We start from the raw sequence: 16109 nt of genomic DNA, 5'->3' as shown, positions 1-16109 counted from the left end.
GCCTTCAGCGCGCAATCACGCCCTGGGCCCAGAAACGGGGTTGCAGCAGGCCGACATGAGTGTCCAGGTACTGCTGCTGGGCTTGCTTGATGTGAGGCACATCGCGAGCTGCGATAAAAACCAGCAGACCGACGGCCAGCACACTCAGCACTTTCCAGGCTGCCCAGGCCAGTGGCAACGCGGCGGTCCCCGGGGTTTTCCACACATGCAACGCCATCAGCCAGCCCACCACCAGCGCCAGCCAGACCTGGGAATTGGGCATCACTATCACGCCGTCGACCATGGACTGCACCAACGCCCCTACCAAGGCCGCAAACAGGCATAGCCGCAACAGATCAGCACGAGTGTTGGAAAGCGCTCGTTCACGCAATACACCGAACGTCGCCCAGCCGCCTCGCCACGCCAGAGCCACCACGCACAAGGCCGATGGCACCCCCCATTCACTCGCCCATTGCAGGATGGCCTGGTGCGGATGAGCGGCGATTTCATTGGCAATATCGGCAAAATGCATCGGTCCGAAGCCCAACCATGGACACTCCACGATCATATGCCAAGCCTGCCACCAGATCGGACCGCGGCCCGACAGGGAGGTGGTGAGGCGGTCACTGGCGCTCTTGGAGACCTCGACCCCCAGGTAATCCGCCACTACCGTAAACACTAGCCAGTACAGCAGCAGCCCGCCAAACATCGCGGCCAGTTGCCAACCCAGCCATCGTCGCCCCGAGGCGCCAAGTACCGCCAGCACACCCCCGGCCACACACATGCCAAGCCAGGTACCGCGCGTACCACCGGCAATCGCAATCATCCACCACACGCACAGCAACGCGAACACCGCCCCCTTGAGCGGACGCGAGATCACAGGGATCAACAAAGGAAGCACCAACAGCGGCAGCGTGAACGTCTGAAACTGGCCGTAGAAGCGCTTGTTGGAAAAACCGGACAGCAGCAGGTCAGGGTCCAGCGTACGTTCAGCGCTGATAAACACGAGTGTGCCTGCATACAGGTATTGAATCGACTTGATCAAACACAGCAGCAGCACCACCATGACCAAGGCGCGATCCAAAGGCTCACCGCCCTGGCGACGCAGCAAGGCAAACGCCACGGCAATCGACCCGCAACTGACAAACAGCGCCATTTCGGCAAGTGCCCAGAGCGGCTGATGGGCCAGCATGGATGACACCAGGCCAAGCACGATAATCAGTATCAGGCCCAGGGCGGTTGGCCTGTCCAACAATTGGCCGACAGGGACCACGGACACCCCATACAGCACCGCACACGCCCCGATGGCAATCTGCATAGCCCGCTGCAAATCATGCCCACTGAAGGGTGCACATATTCCGGCCACCAGCAGGCACACCACTGTCACCAGGAAAACACTGCCACGCTGCTGTATAGATAAAGCCATCGGCCGCCTCAACTTCCCTGTGGATGGTTCGGCAACTATGCCCCGTCGGCGCCGCAGCCCTTGGCAACATATTTCGCTTCAGCGGTGGTGCTGCATTTCCAACCGGTGGTGGCGTTGCGCGTCAGGCTGATGGTCTTGCCCAACACCGGCGCAGGGGCGTCGAGTATTTCGCAACTGATGGTGCCCGCGCCGGTAGCCACATCCCCTGTCACGTTGATCGTGCAATTGGCGGTGGGGCTAGTGCCGCCGATCAATGCCAAGGTCGGCACTGTGCCCTGGTTGAGGGTGTCTTCATACCCGGGCTTCAACGCGGTGATTTCAGCCAGCCCTGCAGTGAACTTGGCCTTGGCCTGGTGCGTGGTGTACATGGGCAGGCCAATGGTGGCCAAAATGCCGATGATTGCAACGACAATCAGCAGCTCGATCAGGGTAAAACCTTTTTGACGTCTCACATTCACTCTCCAGGATAGAACTCATGACAAGGCGCTTCCTGCGCCCCGTGTTGTGCAGCGGCGCCAGTGTACTCATCCGCAGGCCGTCAATCGCGCACAGGACGCACATTCTGACATTTTATCCGCCACCGCCCGCCTGTCCGAATTCGTCACCTGACTAAGCTATACATCTTCAACGACCTCTGTGCGGAACGGTGACATGGACAACGCTTCAACGATCTACGCTTGGGAAGGCATCAACCGCAAAGGGCGCAGGGTGTCCGGGCACAGCACCGGGCACAACCCTGCCCTGGTCAAGGCTCAGCTACGCCGACAAGGCATCAGCCCAGGGCTTGTACGCAAGCATTCTCCAGTTCTAGCGGGCCTCAAGCCATCTATCAAATCAGCGGATATCACCCTGCTCACGCGCCAATTGGCAACCTTGCTGAAGGCCGGGATTCCACTGCTGCAAGCCCTCGACATCATCAGCGAAGGCTTTGACAACGCTACGCTGCGCGAGCTGCTACAGGGGTTGCAACAGTCAATCGCCGCTGGCACCAGCCTTGCCGACGCGTTGCGCAAGCATCCGCGCTGTTTCGATGAGTTGTATTGCAACCTGGTGGCGGCCGGCGAACAGGCCGGTGCCCTTGAAACCTTGCTGGAGCGCGTAGCGATTCATAGGGAAAAGAGCGAGCAGTTAAAGGCCAGGATCAAAAAAGCCATGACCTATCCGATTACCGTGCTGATAGTCGCCAGCCTGGTCACCGGCGTGCTGCTGGTCCACGTAGTGCCGCAGTTCCAAAGCCTGTTCGCCGGAGTCGACGGCAAACTGCCCGGCTTCACCTTGCAGGTGATCGCTTTGTCCGAGTTCATGCAGCGAGCCTGGTGGGGCGTGGCACTGGGCCTGCTTGCCGCGGGTTTTGGGTTGCGCCACGCCTACCATGCCTTACCGGCTTTCCAGCTGTGGCTGGATGCCGGTTTGTTGAAAGCACCCGTGGCAGGCAAACTGCTGAGAAAATCGGCCGTGGCCCGCTACGCCCGCACGCTGTCCATCACCTTCGCCGCCGGTGTTCCATTGGTGCAGGCGCTGGACTCGGTGGCCGGGGCCGCCGGTTCTGGGCCGTTCAGACAGGCAATCGAGCATATGCGGCACGACGTATCCACTGGCATGCAACTGAATCAATCCATGGCCGTCAGCGGCCTGTTTCCCGGCATGGCCATCCAGATGACGGCCATCGGCGAAGAGTCGGGCACGCTTGACCGCATGCTGGAGAAGGTCGCCAACCATTACGAGGCCGATGTGGAGACCCTGGTCGATCACCTCACTAGCCTGATGGAGCCTCTGATCATGGTGGTACTGGGGGGCATCGTCGGCGCGCTGGTGATTGCCATGTACCTGCCGGTATTCCAACTGGGGAGCGCATTTTGAGCCTGCTGCTGGGCGAGCATCCCTGGGCGTTTGTTGCAATAGCGTCGGTGCTGGGGCTGATCGTCGGCAGTTTTCTCAACGTGCTGGTGTGGCGCCTGCCGAAAATGCTCGAGCGGGAATGGCGCGCCCAGGCCCATGAAGTGCTGGGCTTGCCCGCAGAACCAGCCGGGCCGACCTACAACCTGATGCAGCCCAACTCCTGCTGCCCACACTGCAACCATCCCATACGCCCATGGGAAAATATCCCGCTGCTCAGCTACCTGTTCCTGCGCGGTCGCTGCGCGCATTGCCAAGGGGCGATCAGCATCCGCTACCCCCTCACGGAACTGGTGTGCAGCTTGATCTCGGCCTGGGTGGCCTGGCATTTCGGAGTTGGCTGGCAGGCAGGAATGGTGATGGTGCTGAGTTGGGGGTTGTTGGCGATGAGCCTGATCGACGCCGACCATCAACTGCTGCCGGATGTGCTGGTAATGCCGCTGCTGTGGCTGGGACTGATCGTCAACAGTTTCGGCCTGCTGACAACATTGGCCGACGCCCTGTGGGGCGCCGTGATTGGCTACATGAGCCTGTGGAGCGTGTTCTGGTTGTTCAAGCTGACCACCGGCAAGGACGGCATGGGCCACGGCGACTTCAAGTTGCTGGCGCTGCTCGGCGCCTGGGGTGGCTGGCAGATCCTGCCGATGACGCTGTTGATGGCGTCACTGGTCGGGGTATTTGTCGGCTTGATCCTGATGCGCCTGCGCAACACCCTGGCATCGGCACCGATGCCTTTTGGACCGTATCTGGCGACTGCCGGCTGGATTGCATTGCTCTGGGGTGGTCAAATAAGCGACTTCTATTTGCAGTCTGTCGGTTTCAGATGACCACTCGTGTTGCAACACCCTGGATTCTTGGCCTTACCGGCGGCATCGGCAGCGGCAAAAGCGCGGCGGCTCAACACTTTATCGACCTGGGTATCGACTTGGTGGACGCCGATCACGCCGCCCGCTGGGTAGTAGAGCCTGGTCGGCCGGCATTAGAGCGCATCGCCGAGCACTTTGGTGCTGGCGTACTGCAGCCAGACGGCCAGCTGGACCGCGCCGCATTACGCAAGCTGATCTTTGAAGTACCCGAAGAGCGGCGCTGGCTCGAAGCCTTGCTGCACCCGTTGATTGGCGAGGAGATCCGCAGCCACCTGGCACGCGCAAAATCGCCTTACGCAATACTGGTGTCGCCGCTGCTGATCGAATCCGGCCAGTACAGCATGACCCAGCGCATCCTGGTGATCGACGTGCCGCAATCGCTGCAGATTCAGCGTACCCTGCAGCGCGACGGCATCAACGAGCAACAGGTGCAGGCGATCCTCAAGGCCCAATCCAGCCGCGAAGACCGCCTGAAACATGCCGATGATGTACTGGTCAATGACCAGGACCTTGCCTGGCTGCACAGCGAGGTCGAGCGACTGCACCATTTTTACCTTACTTTGCGTGGAGGCCGATCATGAGCCAACCCTTGACCGTCGACTGCCCGACCTGCGGCGCGCCCGTGGAATGGAAAGCGACCAACCTCAACCGGCCGTTCTGCTCGGACCGCTGCAAACTCATCGACCTGGGCGCCTGGGCCGCTGAAGAACACAAGATTCCCGTAGCCCCGGATGCCGAAGACGAGCTGTTTTCCGAAGACCTGCCGCCGCGCCACTAAGGGCGCATGAAGGCGTATTCCTGCTGGTCGTCGAGGTTCTCTGCAAGGTATTGCAGCTCGTCGGCCAGGTCTTCGAAACTGCGCACCCCCTTGCTCTGCTGCACCACTGCGCTGAGCATGGCGCGCAAGGTCAGGCCTGGGTCAAAACCGATTTCCTGTGCCGCATCCTGGCTTCTGCGCAACTCCTGCCGAGCCCATTCGTACACACTCATGATCCGCGCTCCTGGAAAAATTTCGCAGAGCATGGGCCTGCTCGGCGGCGCGGGATTTGATCCAGGTCAACGCTGCGAATCGTCGTCCTTCCAGGGCGCCGAGAGGTAGCGCGTGCGGTTGAAGGTCTCCAGCCATTCGGGGCAAAACACCACCAGGGCACTGATGACCATGCCGTTGATAAAGGCCTCAGGGAAGATGATCAACCACAGGTAGCCGACGAAATCCTCCAGCCATTCCGGCATGGCGAAACGCCCGTCGAACCACAACAGCCCCAGCCCACACAGCAGGCACAAGAGCGCCGACAGGGCTGCCGCGAAAAAACCGGAACAGAAGATATACACGAAGGGATTGCGCGGTTGGGCACGCTCGACCAGCAGCGCGCAGGTTTCAGTGACCAGCACCGGTAACCCGATAAGCAACAGGCCATTGACGCCCAGGGCAGCGAGATCCTGGCGCCCCAACAGCATCAAGCCCAACTGGGCGGCAAAACCACTGACAATTGCCAGGGGCCAGTCCAGCAACAAGGTCACGGCCGTCATACCGATGAAGTGGTAGGACACGCCGGTATCAAAATCCCGCCGCACCAGCCACAGCATGAACAACGCGAACACCGTGCCGAACAGCAAATGCTGGCGGCGCCGGTCGGCGAACAACTCGACCCACGGCGAACGCAGGATCGCCCACAGTACCACCGGCGCGTACAGGAGCGAGCCGATGCTCATGGTTGTCGGCGCCAACATGGCGGCACTGATCACGGCGTTACTCCCCCGGGTCGAATAGAGTCGGATGATCAGTCTACACCGACGTTTCACAGGGGTACTTCCTGCGGTCATCGTTTGGGCGCTAAGCTGCTAGCTATGGATGACTCAGATTACTTGCGCCTGCTCACCGTAGCGGCCGAACAAGCCAACGCGTTCTTGTCCAATGCCCGCAAATGGGAGCGTGAGCGTTGGGTCTGCCAGCGCCTGCTGCAAGGCTTGAACGTGCCCTACCGTGCCGAAGAATTCCACGCCGCCGGGCAAGAGCCGCCGGACGTGCTGTTTCGCGACGCCAGCTTCGAGGTGTTTTTCGTGCTGGACGAGGGTCGCCGCCTGAATGACGAATGGCGCGATGAACTGCTGCGTCGGCGCAGTGCGTTTTCCCTGAGCCAACTGGTACGGCGCGAAGCCAAGCCGAGGCGCATCCCGGCCCACGAGTTTCTGCTGCGCCTGGCGCCCACGCTGCGCAAGAAGGCGCATAACTATAAAGAGCGCGGAATGGACCTGGGCGAACTGGATATCGTCGCTTTCACCAGCCTCAAGCGCGAAGTGCTCGACCTCAACAGCCATTTTCCGCCGCCCACGGAATACCTGCGCCAGGGCTGGCGCTCGCTGTCGCTGGTGGGGCCGACCTTTGCACGGGTGCTGTTCGCTCACCCCGACGCACCGGATTTCTTGCGCAACAACCTGGGCCGCAGCATAGTGTTCGACGTAGGTATCAGCCTCTGAGCCCACCCGGACTGTAACGTGGCGCCCTTTTGCAACATCTACCTGACGAGGCCTTTATGACCAGCCGCCTGAACCCCGATGACCAACAGCATGTCGAAGAGTACCTGCAACTCTCCCAGAACCGAGTCGAGCGCAAGCCTTTCCGGCCGTGGCTGCTCCTCGGCGTGGTGCTTGCCGTGGTAATCGGCCTCGGCTTGCTGAGTCGCCTTTTGAGTTACCTGACGCTATGAGCTGCCTGGCGCTCGCGGGGGTAACTGCTCCGATTTCTTTTAGCCTTGCGAGATATCCCCATGACCCATCGTATTATTATCGTCGGCGGCGGCGCCGGCGGCCTGGAGTTGGCTACCCGCCTGGGTAAGACCCTGGGCAAGCGCGGCACCGCCAGCATCACGCTGGTGGACGCCAACCTGACCCATATCTGGAAGCCACTGCTGCACGAAGTGGCGGCCGGCTCGCTGAACTCTTCGGAAGACGAACTCAATTATGTTGCCCAGGCCAAATGGAACCACTTCGAGTTCCAACTGGGGCGCATGAGCGGGCTTGATCGTGAACAGAAGAAGATCCAGCTGGCCGCCACCCTCGACGAAGAAGGCCGTGAACTGGTGCCCGCGCGCGTGCTGGGCTATGACAGCCTGGTGATTGCGGTCGGCAGCACCACCAACGACTTCGGCACCGAAGGTGCGGCGCAGCACTGCCTGTTCCTCGACACCCGCAAGCAGGCCGAACGTTTCCACCAGCAGTTGCTCAACCACTACCTGCGCGCCCATGCCGGGCAGACTGACGTAGTGGAAAAAATCAGCGTCGCCATCGTCGGCGCCGGTGCCACCGGGGTCGAGCTGGCCGCCGAACTGCATAACGCCGCCCATGAGCTGGCGGCCTATGGCCTGGACCGTATCAAGCCGGAAAACATGCACATCACCCTGATCGAAGCCGGCCCACGAGTACTGCCGGCCCTGCCGGAGCGTATTGGCGGGCCTGTGCATAAAACCCTGGAAAAGCTTGGGGTGACGGTACTGACCAACTCGGCGGTCAGCGAAGTGACGGCCGATGCGCTGATCACCAGCAGTGGCCAAGTGATCCCGGCCAGCCTCAAGGTATGGGCTGCCGGCATTCGCGCGCCGGGTTTCCTCAAGGACATCGATGGCCTGGAAACCAACCGCATCAATCAATTGCAGGTTTTGCCAACGCTGCAAACCACCCGCGACGAGAACATCTTCGCCTTCGGCGACTGCGCCGCCTGCCCGCAACCGGGCACCGACCGCAACGTGCCGCCACGGGCCCAGGCGGCTCACCAGCAGGCCTCGTTGCTGGCCAGGTCGCTGAAGCTGCGTATCGAGGGCAAGGACCTGCCTTCCTACAAATATACCGACTACGGCTCGTTGATCTCGCTGTCGCGGTTCTCGGCGGTCGGTAACTTGATGGGCAACCTCACCGGCAGCGTGATGCTGGAAGGCTGGCTGGCGCGGATGTTCTATGTGTCGCTGTATCGCATGCACCAGATGGCGCTGTATGGGTTCTTTCGTACGGCAATGCTGATGCTGGGGAGCAAGATTGGGCGTGGCACCGAGCCGCGACTCAAACTTCACTGACAACTCGGCCCCCTCTCACATTTGATTTTCACCGGACTTGAGTTTTGCACGCACAAAAAAAATCCCCGTATCTTTCGATACGAGGATTTTTAATATGGTCGGGGTAAGGGGATTCGAACTCCTGACATCCTGCTCCCAAAGCAGGCGCGCTACCGGACTGCGCTATACCCCGGTAAAAAAAAGGCGACCTCTCAGTCGCCTTCTTCGATCAGTGCTTTTGGCCTCTGATCTTAAGATTCGATTCCAGCGCTAACTGGTCTCAAAAATGGTGGGTCGTGTGGGATTCGAACCTACGACCAATTGGTTAAAAGCCAACTGCTCTACCAACTGAGCTAACGACCCAAATATGGTCGGGGTAGGGGGATTCGAACTCCCGACATCCTGCTCCCAAAGCAGGCGCGCTACCGGACTGCGCTATACCCCGATATTGAAATTGGCTCCGTGACCAGGACTCGAACCTGGGACCCAATGATTAACAGTCATTTGCTCTACCGACTGAGCTATCACGGAACTACATATTTCAAAGTACTACGTTGCTGCTTACTACATTCTCTTCGACTTGCCCGTATCGCTACGTTCATGTCTCTGAGGCGCGCTATTCTACAATCTTAAAAACCCCTGTCAACCCCTTAAATTGCTTTTAAGACAATGATTTGCGCTTGTTTCTGATTTCTTCTTGGGGAGAAGAAACCCGTGGGCCGACGTTGCTGCGGGGCGCACTTTACAAGCCTTTGCCTTACAGTTCAACGCCCTATCGAAAAAAAAGGCCCCGCAATGCGGGGCCTTCCATTTTTGCTTTGCCCTTTGGGCTTAGTGGAAGACGATCTCGTCGTTTTCCACGGTCGCCTCGACGCTGGTGCCCGGCATGAAGCTGCCCGATAGGATCAACTGGGCCAGCGGGTTCTCGATCCAGCGCTGGATCGCACGCTTCAAAGGCCGTGCGCCATACACCGGGTCGTAACCCACCGCGATCAGCTTGTCCAACGCCTCCTGGCTCAGGTCCAGGGACAGCTCGCGCTCTGCCAGACGGCCGCGCAGACGACCCAGCTGGATCTCGGTAATGCCCGCGATCTGATCCCGCGCCAGAGGCTCGAAGATCACCACTTCGTCGACCCGGTTGATGAATTCCGGGCGGAAGTGCGTAGTCAGCGCATCCATCACCGCCGCACGTTGCGCTTCACGATCACCCACCAGCTCCTGGATCTGCGCCGAGCCCAGGTTGGAGGTCATCACGATCACCGTATTACGGAAATCCACGGTACGCCCGTGACTGTCGGTCAGGCGGCCGTCTTCCAGCACTTGCAGCAGGATGTTGAACACATCCGGGTGCGCCTTCTCGACCTCATCCAGCAGGATCACCGAGTAAGGCTTACGCCGCACGGCTTCGGTCAGGTAACCGCCCTCCTCGTAGCCCACGTAGCCTGGTGGCGCACCGATCAAGCGAGCCACCGAGTGTTTCTCCATGAATTCGGACATATCGATCCGCACCATGGCCTCTTCGGTATCAAAGAGGAACTCGGCCAAGGCCTTGCACAGTTCGGTCTTACCCACGCCGGTCGGGCCGAGGAACATGAACGAGCCACTCGGACGGTTCGGGTCGGACAACCCGGCCCGCGAACGCCGTACCGCGTTGGACACCGCCACCACGGCCTCTTCCTGGCCGATCACGCGTTGGTGCAACAGGCTTTCCATCTTCAGCAGCTTGTCGCGCTCGCCTTCGAGCATTTTCGACACGGGAATCCCGGTCCACTTCGAGACGACTTCGGCAATTTCTTCCTCGGTCACCTTGCTGCGCAGCAGTTGGTTCTCAGGCTTGCCGTGCTGGTCGACCATCTGCAGGCTGCGCTCCAGGTCCGGGATCACCCCGTACTGCAACTCGGCCATGCGGTTCAGGTCACCTTTACGGCGTGCCGCTTCCAGTTCCTGGCGCGACTGCTCGATCTTTTGCTGGATCTGCGCAGAGCCCTGCACTTCGGCTTTTTCCGAGGTCCAGATTTCTTCCAGGTCCGAATACTCGCGTTCCAGGCGGACGATTTCTTCCTGGAGTTTTTCCAGGCGCTTCTTCGCCGCGTCGTCTTCTTCTTTCTTCAGGGCCTGGGACTCAACTTTCAGTTGAATCAGGCGTCGATCCAGACGATCGAGCACTTCCGGCTTGGAGTCGATCTCCATGCGGATGCGGCTGGCCGCTTCGTCGATCAGGTCAATGGCCTTGTCGGGCAACTGACGGTCAGTGATATAGCGATGGCTCAACTTGGCCGCCGCAATAATCGCACCGTCGGTGATCGCCACCTTGTGGTGGACCTCATAACGCTCTTTCAGGCCACGCAGGATTGCGATGGTGTCTTCTTCGCTCGGCTCTTCCACCAGTACTTTCTGGAAACGACGCTCAAGGGCCGCGTCCTTTTCTATGTACTGGCGATATTCGTTGAGCGTGGTAGCACCGACGCAGTGCAACTCACCCCGCGCCAGGGCCGGCTTGAGCATGTTGCCGGCATCCATGGAGCCCTCGCCTTTACCGGCGCCGACCATGGTGTGCAGTTCGTCGATAAACAGAATGATCTGCCCTTCCTGCTTCGACAGCTCATTAAGCAGGGATTTCAGGCGCTCCTCGAACTCGCCACGGAACTTGGCACCGGCGATCAAAGACCCCATGTCCAGGGACAGCAGGCGCTTGCCTTTAAGGCCATCCGGCACTTCACCATTGATGATGCGCTGGGCCAAACCTTCGGCAATCGCGGTTTTACCCACGCCGGGCTCACCGATGAGCACCGGGTTGTTCTTGGTGCGACGCTGCAGGACCTGGATGGTACGACGGATTTCATCATCACGGCCGATCACCGGATCAAGCTTGCCCTCTTCGGCGCGCTTGGTCAGGTCGACGGTGTATTTATCCAGGGCCTGGCGCGACTCCTCATGGTTGGGGTCGTTGACCGCATCACCGCCACGCAGGTTGTTGATAGCGTTTTCCAGGGCTTTCTTGCTCACACCCTGGCCCAGCAACAACTTGCCGAGCTTGCTGTTCTCGTCCATGGCGGCGAGCAGCACCAGTTCGCTGGAGATGAACTGGTCACCCTTCTGCTGGGCCAGACGGTCCGCCTGGTTGAGCAGGCGCGCCAGGTCCTGGGACATGTTCACGTCGCCAGTCGGGTTTTGGATTTTCGGCAGTTGGTCGAGCTCTTTGCTCAACTCCTTGCGCAGGCTGTTGACGTCAAAGCCCACCTGCATCAGCAAGGGCTTGATAGAACCACCTTGCTGTTCCAGGAGCGCCTGCATCAAGTGCGCAGGCTCGATGGCCGGGTGGTCGAGGCCCACCGCCAAGGATTGAGAGTCAGACAGTGCCAACTGCAATTTGCTGGTTAAACGATCAATACGCATTAGTCACCTTCCTTTTGAGCAGGCCGGAGCTATAAAACATCCTGAATGAAGAAACCTGCCAGATACCCTTATAGATGGGGTGGATTCTGGAAGATTCAAGCGCGCGACGGCGGATATGGACCGGGTTTGACCCAGATCAAAGGAGTCTAGCGTTCAAGCCAGACAAGGGAGGCAAAACGTCCGGTGCGGGGGCTACGCCGGTAGGAAAAGAAGCGTGGGTCGGTCACGGTGCAGTACCCGCCACCATAGACAGCAGTAACGCCGCGCGCAGCGAGGCGCAGGCGCGCGAGCTTATAGATGTCGGCCATGAACTTGCCTGGGTTGTGGCTGGGCACGAACGCTTCGGCGGTGATCGGCAACGGCTGCATGAAGGCTTGGCGTACTTCCGGGCCGACTTCGAAGGCTTGTGGGCCAATTGCCGGGCCAAGCCACACCAGTACGTCTTCAGGTTCGGCGCCGAGGCTTTCGAAAGCCGCTTCCAATACCCCTGCCGCCAGGCCACGCCAGCCAGCATGGGCCGCAGCCACGCGGGTGCCGGCGCGGTTGCAGAACAATGCGGGCAGACAGTCAGCGGTCATTGAGGTGCAGGCGATGCCAGGGGTGCTGGTCCAGCTGCCATCGGCTTCGGCAATGCGTGACGGGTCAGCCTCGACCACGCTTATCCCGTGGACTTGGCGCAACCAGGCAGGCTGAATATTAAATGCGTCGGTAAGACGGCGGCGGTTTTCGAGGACCGCTTCGAGGTTATCCCCAACATGATCGCCCAAGTTGAGACTGTCGAACGGCGCCAGACTGACGCCGCCCGCTCGAGTGGTGACGCAGGCTTTCACCTGAGCCGGCGCGGGCCAGTCAGGTATCAGCCAGTCACTCATCCGACAAACGCCTCGCGATCCTGCTTGAGCAGCGTCAACAACCAGACCAAATCGTCCGGCAGAGGCGATTCCCAGCTCATCCGCTTACCGCTCGTCGGATGATCCAATTCCAGGAAGCGTGCATGCAACGCCTGGCGCGGGAAGTTTTTCAGCGATTCAACCATGGTCTGGCTCGCCGCCGGTGGAATGCGGAAGCGACCACCGTAGGCCGGATCACCGACCAACGGGAAGTTGATGTGTGCCATGTGCACGCGAATCTGGTGGGTACGGCCGGTTTCCAGCTTGACCCGCACGTGGGTGTGGGAGCGGAAACGTTCGAGTACTCGGTAATGGCTGACGGCCTGCTTGCCACCTTCCATCACCGCCATACGCTGGCGTTGCTGGCCGTGACGACCGATCGGGGCGTTGATCTTGCCGCCGGCTACCACCACACCAATCACAATGCATTCGTAGATCCGGCTGACGCTGCGGCTCTGCAACTGTGTAACCAGCTGCGTCTGCGCCTGAATGGTCTTGGCCACCACCATCAGACCAGTGGTGTCCTTGTCCAGGCGGTGCACGATGCCGCAGCGCGGGACATTGATGATGTCCGGCACATGGTGCAACAAGGCATTGAGCAGAGTGCCATCAGCGTGCCCGGCTGCCGGGTGAACCACCAGGCCTGCGGGTTTGTTGATGACCAGGATGTCGTCGTCTTCGTAGACGATATCCAGCTCGATGTTCTGGGCGACCCATTCTCCCTGGGCTTCCTGCTCGGCAGTCAGCTCAAGAATCGCACCGCCATGGACTATGTCTCGCGGGCGGATAACCGCTCCATCCACAGTCAGGCGGCCGTCTTTGATCCAGGCGGAAAGGCGCGAGCGCGAGTGCTCAGCGAATAATTGTGCGGCGACTTGATCGAGGCGTTGGCCGCCCAATTCGGACGGCACCTCTGCGCGAAGTTCAATTTTATCGGACATGCTCAGACTAGGCGTGGCACAGCCTTTGGTTTCGGCTGCGCGCTTGTGGTTAAATACGGCGTCTTTTGCCCCGAGGCTTTCAACGGGGCGCTCATCATAACAGGACGGCCCCGCCCAAGACAGCGGCCGTCATAGGGACGCAAGCCGCCATGCAAGTGAAACACCTGCTGCTGATCGCCATCCTCGCCATGACTGCTGCTTGCTCGTCAACAAAGGAAGTCGTCGACGAAAACCTGAGCGAAGTCGAGTTGTACCAACTGGCTCAGAAAGACTTGGACAATAATAGCTACACCAGCGCCACAGCGAAGCTGAAGGCCCTGGAGTCGCGCTATCCGTTCGGGCGCTATGCCGACCAGGCCCAGCTCGAGCTGATCTACGCCAACTACAAGAACGCCGAGCCGGAAGCCGCCAAGTCCGCCGCCGAGCGTTTTATCCGTCTGCACCCACAGCACCCGAACGTCGACTACGCCTACTACATGAAGGGCCTGACCTCGTTCGACCAGGACGTTGGCCTGCTGGCGCGCTTCCTGCCGCTGGACATGACCAAGCGTGACCCAGGCGCTGCCCGCGATTCCTACAACGAGTTCGCCCAGCTGACCAGCCGCTACCCCAACAGCCGCTACGCGCCGGACGCCAAGCAACGCATGATCTACCTGCGCAACCTGCTGGCTTCCTACGAGATCCATGTGGCCCACTACTACCTGACCCGTCAGGCATACGTGGCCGCCGCTAACCGTGGCCGCTACGTTGTGGAAAACTTCCAGGAAACCCCTTCCGTAGGTGACGGCCTTGCCGTGATGACCGAGGCTTACCAGCGCCTGCATCTGGACGAACTGGCCAGCACCAGCCTGGAAACCCTGAAGCTCAACTACCCGGACCACCCAAGCCTGAAAGACGGCCAGTTCGTGCCTCAGGTGGCCGAAGCGGACAACCGCTCGTGGCTGAGCAAGTACACCCTGGGCCTGATCGAATCCCGTCCACCGCTGCCGCCGGGCGAAACCCGTGCCAACCAGGACGTGATCAAGCAGTACCAGGACGCCAAGGACGCAATTCCTTCGGAGCTCAAGCCCCACGACGAGAACGGCGACGTGATCGAAGAGGAAGAACCGCAGGCCCTGGGCAATAACCAGGACCGTTCGTGGTTCAGCTACATGACCTTTGGTGTGTTCGACTGATTGCACCCGGCGTCATCAAGAAGGAGCCTTGCGAGGCTCCTTTTTTGTGGGTGGTATTATTGCGCTGTGCGCCTGGCACGTCCTTGGCTAAACTGGCGCATCCCTTGTCGAGAAACTGCCCATCATGCTTCGTCTACTGTTCTGGATTGCCGTCATTGCCGCCGCAGTATGGTTCTGGCGCAAGTTCAAAAGCCCGGCCGCCAGGCAGCAGCGTGCCAGCGAGCCCGACGCGGCCCTGATGGTGCGCTGCGCCCACTGCGGCGTGCATTTGCCGCAGGATCGCGCCTTGAGCTCACGCCAGGAGTGGTATTGCACCCAGGCGCACCTGGAGCAAGGGCCGAAATCTATCCAGCGTTGATCCGACCTTCCGGCGCATAAGGCGCAGGGTCGATGATCGGCGCACGTGCCAGTAGCAGGTCAGCAAACAATTGGCAGGACGCCGGCGCAAGCACCAGGCCGTTGCGGTAATGCCCGCAGTTGAGCCAGAGGCCATTGAAGCCCGGCACCCGGCCTATATAGGGAATGCCTTCCGGCGAACCGGGGCGCAGCCCGGCCCAATGTCCGGCCACCTCGGCGTCCGCCAGGGCGGGGATCAACTCCACCGCTGACGCTTTGAGGCTTTCCAGCGCGGTCAGGGTGGGGGTCTTGTCGAAGCCTTCATGTTCCAGGGTGCTGCCGATCAGAATGTGCCCGTCCCGCCGAGGAATCGCATAGCGGCCTTTGGCCAAGACCATGCTCGACAGGAAGTCCGAGGCACATTTGTACAGAATCATCTGGCCTTTGACCGGTTCGACCGGCAGCGACAGGCCCAACGTGCCGAGCAACTCACCGCTCCAGGCGCCGGCGGCCAATACGACCTGATCGCCGAAGATCGAACCATCAGCTGTGTTCACGCCCACGACATTACCCGCATCCAGGACAAAGCCAGTCACTTCGCACCGTTCATGAATGGTCACGCCAGACAGCGCCAGCAGCGCGGCCTTGAGGGATTTGACCAGGCGCGGGTTGCGTACATTGGCGACATCGGCCATGTAGATCGCCTGGGAGTAGCCGCCACCCAAGACCGGAACGGCGTCATGAGCGGCCGACACGTCCACTTTGCTCAAGGGTCGGCCTTCACGCGCGGCCCAAGCCAGCGCTTCGGCTTCGTCATCCAGGTCCAGCCAGTAGAGCCCAGTGGTGTGAACCTCCGGGTCAACGCCCGTCGCAGCAAACAGACGCTGCGCCAGCTGTGGATAAAAATCCTGGGACCAATGGGCCAGGGCCGTGACCGCCGGGCTGTAGCGCCACGGATACAGGGGCGAGACGATGCCGCCGCCCGCCCAGGAAGACTCCTGGCCCAACCCTGCGCGCTCCAGCAGCACCACCGACTGCCCCTGCGTGGCGAGGTTGAACGCCGTCAACAAGCCGATGACTCCGCCACCGACAATCACTACCTGCTGTTGCTCTGCCATCATTTGATCCAGCCGATAAATAGGAACAAGCGCACCCGGC

At 60.4% G+C, this 16109-nt stretch carries 17 protein-coding genes and 4 tRNA genes; 9 read left to right on the top strand and 12 right to left on the bottom strand.

Annotated elements, in window-relative coordinates; translation table 11 throughout:
• Positions 1-4: 4 nt before the first annotated feature.
• Together AC3WP7_RS00655 and AC3WP7_RS00650 are read right to left on the bottom strand one after the other, a co-directional pair.
• Complete coding sequence (locus AC3WP7_RS00655; protein ID WP_102591627.1) at positions 5-1405, bottom strand: O-antigen ligase family protein; 1401 nt, start codon at positions 1403-1405, stop codon at positions 5-7.
• A 35-nt stretch (positions 1406-1440) separates the two neighbouring features.
• The gene (locus AC3WP7_RS00650) at positions 1441-1863 is read right to left on the bottom strand and encodes a pilin (RefSeq protein ID WP_092240655.1); all 423 of its coding nucleotides are present in this window, start codon (positions 1861-1863) and stop codon (positions 1441-1443) included.
• Between the two features lie 193 nt (positions 1864-2056).
• Between AC3WP7_RS00650 and AC3WP7_RS00645 the strand changes: the two genes are divergently transcribed.
• The 4 genes from AC3WP7_RS00645 to yacG are packed head-to-tail and all read left to right on the top strand — an operon-like array spanning position 2057 to position 4945.
• Complete coding sequence (locus tag AC3WP7_RS00645) at positions 2057-3265, top strand: type II secretion system F family protein (protein ID WP_092240653.1); 1209 nt, start codon at positions 2057-2059, stop codon at positions 3263-3265.
• Positions 3262-4128 (top strand): prepilin peptidase, encoded by an 867-nt coding sequence (locus tag AC3WP7_RS00640; RefSeq protein ID WP_102591628.1) that lies wholly within the window; start codon positions 3262-3264, stop codon positions 4126-4128. Before AC3WP7_RS00645 ends, AC3WP7_RS00640 begins: the two co-directional genes overlap by 4 nt.
• Positions 4125-4748 carry a dephospho-CoA kinase gene (gene coaE / locus AC3WP7_RS00635; protein WP_071491080.1) on the top strand — a complete coding sequence of 208 codons (624 nt, stop codon included), beginning with the start codon at positions 4125-4127 and terminating at the stop codon, positions 4746-4748. Before AC3WP7_RS00640 ends, coaE begins: the two co-directional genes overlap by 4 nt.
• Complete coding sequence (gene yacG, locus AC3WP7_RS00630; RefSeq protein WP_003188437.1) at positions 4745-4945, top strand: DNA gyrase inhibitor YacG; 201 nt, start codon at positions 4745-4747, stop codon at positions 4943-4945. Before coaE ends, yacG begins: the two co-directional genes overlap by 4 nt.
• Here the strand turns inward: yacG and AC3WP7_RS00625 are convergent.
• Together AC3WP7_RS00625 and AC3WP7_RS00620 are read right to left on the bottom strand one after the other, a co-directional pair.
• Positions 4942-5157 carry a hypothetical protein gene (locus tag AC3WP7_RS00625; protein WP_003171680.1) on the bottom strand — a complete coding sequence of 72 codons (216 nt, stop codon included), beginning with the start codon at positions 5155-5157 and terminating at the stop codon, positions 4942-4944. The two genes, yacG and AC3WP7_RS00625, sit on opposite strands and share 4 nt — an antisense overlap.
• Positions 5158-5223: 66 nt before the next feature.
• The gene (locus AC3WP7_RS00620) at positions 5224-5913 is read right to left on the bottom strand and encodes an energy-coupling factor ABC transporter permease (RefSeq protein ID WP_102591629.1); all 690 of its coding nucleotides are present in this window, start codon (positions 5911-5913) and stop codon (positions 5224-5226) included.
• 102 nt (positions 5914-6015) lie between these two features.
• On the opposite strand from AC3WP7_RS00620, the gene AC3WP7_RS00615 reads away from it, so the two are divergent.
• The 3 genes from AC3WP7_RS00615 to AC3WP7_RS00605 are packed head-to-tail and all read left to right on the top strand — an operon-like array spanning position 6016 to position 8234.
• Positions 6016-6645, top strand: coding sequence for a DUF1780 domain-containing protein (locus AC3WP7_RS00615; RefSeq protein ID WP_010213242.1), 630 nt, complete (start codon positions 6016-6018; stop codon positions 6643-6645).
• Positions 6646-6701: 56 nt separating this feature from the next.
• Positions 6702-6875, top strand: a complete 174-nt coding sequence (locus AC3WP7_RS00610) for a DUF3094 family protein (RefSeq protein WP_046034083.1) — start codon at positions 6702-6704, stop codon at positions 6873-6875.
• A 60-nt stretch (positions 6876-6935) separates the two neighbouring features.
• A complete protein-coding gene (locus AC3WP7_RS00605; protein WP_071491077.1) occupies positions 6936-8234 on the top strand; it encodes an NAD(P)/FAD-dependent oxidoreductase in 1299 nt (432 codons plus the stop codon).
• A gap of 95 nt (positions 8235-8329) precedes the next feature.
• Here the strand turns inward: AC3WP7_RS00605 and AC3WP7_RS00600 are convergent.
• From AC3WP7_RS00600 to rluD, 7 genes are all read right to left on the bottom strand, one after another.
• Positions 8330-8406 (bottom strand) — tRNA-Pro (locus tag AC3WP7_RS00600).
• 94 nt (positions 8407-8500) lie between these two features.
• Positions 8501-8576, bottom strand: a tRNA-Lys gene (locus AC3WP7_RS00595).
• A gap of 5 nt (positions 8577-8581) precedes the next feature.
• Positions 8582-8658 (bottom strand) — tRNA-Pro (locus AC3WP7_RS00590).
• A 10-nt stretch (positions 8659-8668) separates the two neighbouring features.
• Positions 8669-8744: transfer RNA gene (locus tag AC3WP7_RS00585), tRNA-Asn, on the bottom strand.
• Positions 8745-9044: 300 nt separating this feature from the next.
• Positions 9045-11609: an ATP-dependent chaperone ClpB gene (gene clpB, locus AC3WP7_RS00580; protein WP_092240645.1), complete on the bottom strand. Its 2565-nt coding sequence runs from the start codon at positions 11607-11609 to the stop codon at positions 9045-9047.
• Between the two features lie 146 nt (positions 11610-11755).
• Positions 11756-12481, bottom strand: a complete 726-nt coding sequence (gene pgeF, locus AC3WP7_RS00575) for a peptidoglycan editing factor PgeF (RefSeq protein ID WP_093119931.1) — start codon at positions 12479-12481, stop codon at positions 11756-11758.
• Positions 12478-13440, bottom strand: a complete 963-nt coding sequence (gene rluD, locus AC3WP7_RS00570) for a 23S rRNA pseudouridine(1911/1915/1917) synthase RluD (RefSeq protein ID WP_102591630.1) — start codon at positions 13438-13440, stop codon at positions 12478-12480. Before rluD ends, pgeF begins: the two co-directional genes overlap by 4 nt.
• A 149-nt stretch (positions 13441-13589) precedes the next feature.
• On the opposite strand from rluD, the gene AC3WP7_RS00565 reads away from it, so the two are divergent.
• Together AC3WP7_RS00565 and AC3WP7_RS00560 are read left to right on the top strand one after the other, a co-directional pair.
• Complete coding sequence (locus AC3WP7_RS00565; protein WP_058423069.1) at positions 13590-14615, top strand: outer membrane protein assembly factor BamD; 1026 nt, start codon at positions 13590-13592, stop codon at positions 14613-14615.
• 124 nt (positions 14616-14739) lie between these two features.
• Entirely contained in the window at positions 14740-14973 is a 234-nt protein-coding gene (locus AC3WP7_RS00560) for a PP0621 family protein (protein WP_092240641.1), read from the top strand.
• On the opposite strand, the gene thiO is transcribed toward AC3WP7_RS00560, so the two are convergent.
• Positions 14960-16069, bottom strand: coding sequence for a glycine oxidase ThiO (thiO, locus tag AC3WP7_RS00555; RefSeq protein WP_102591631.1), 1110 nt, complete (start codon positions 16067-16069; stop codon positions 14960-14962). The two genes, AC3WP7_RS00560 and thiO, sit on opposite strands and share 14 nt — an antisense overlap.
• Positions 16070-16109: the final 40 nt, after the last annotated feature.

It is taken from the genome of Pseudomonas sp. FW305-3-2-15-C-LB1 (genome assembly GCF_058787615.1).
This window is presented reverse-complemented; position numbering and strand designations above follow the sequence as displayed.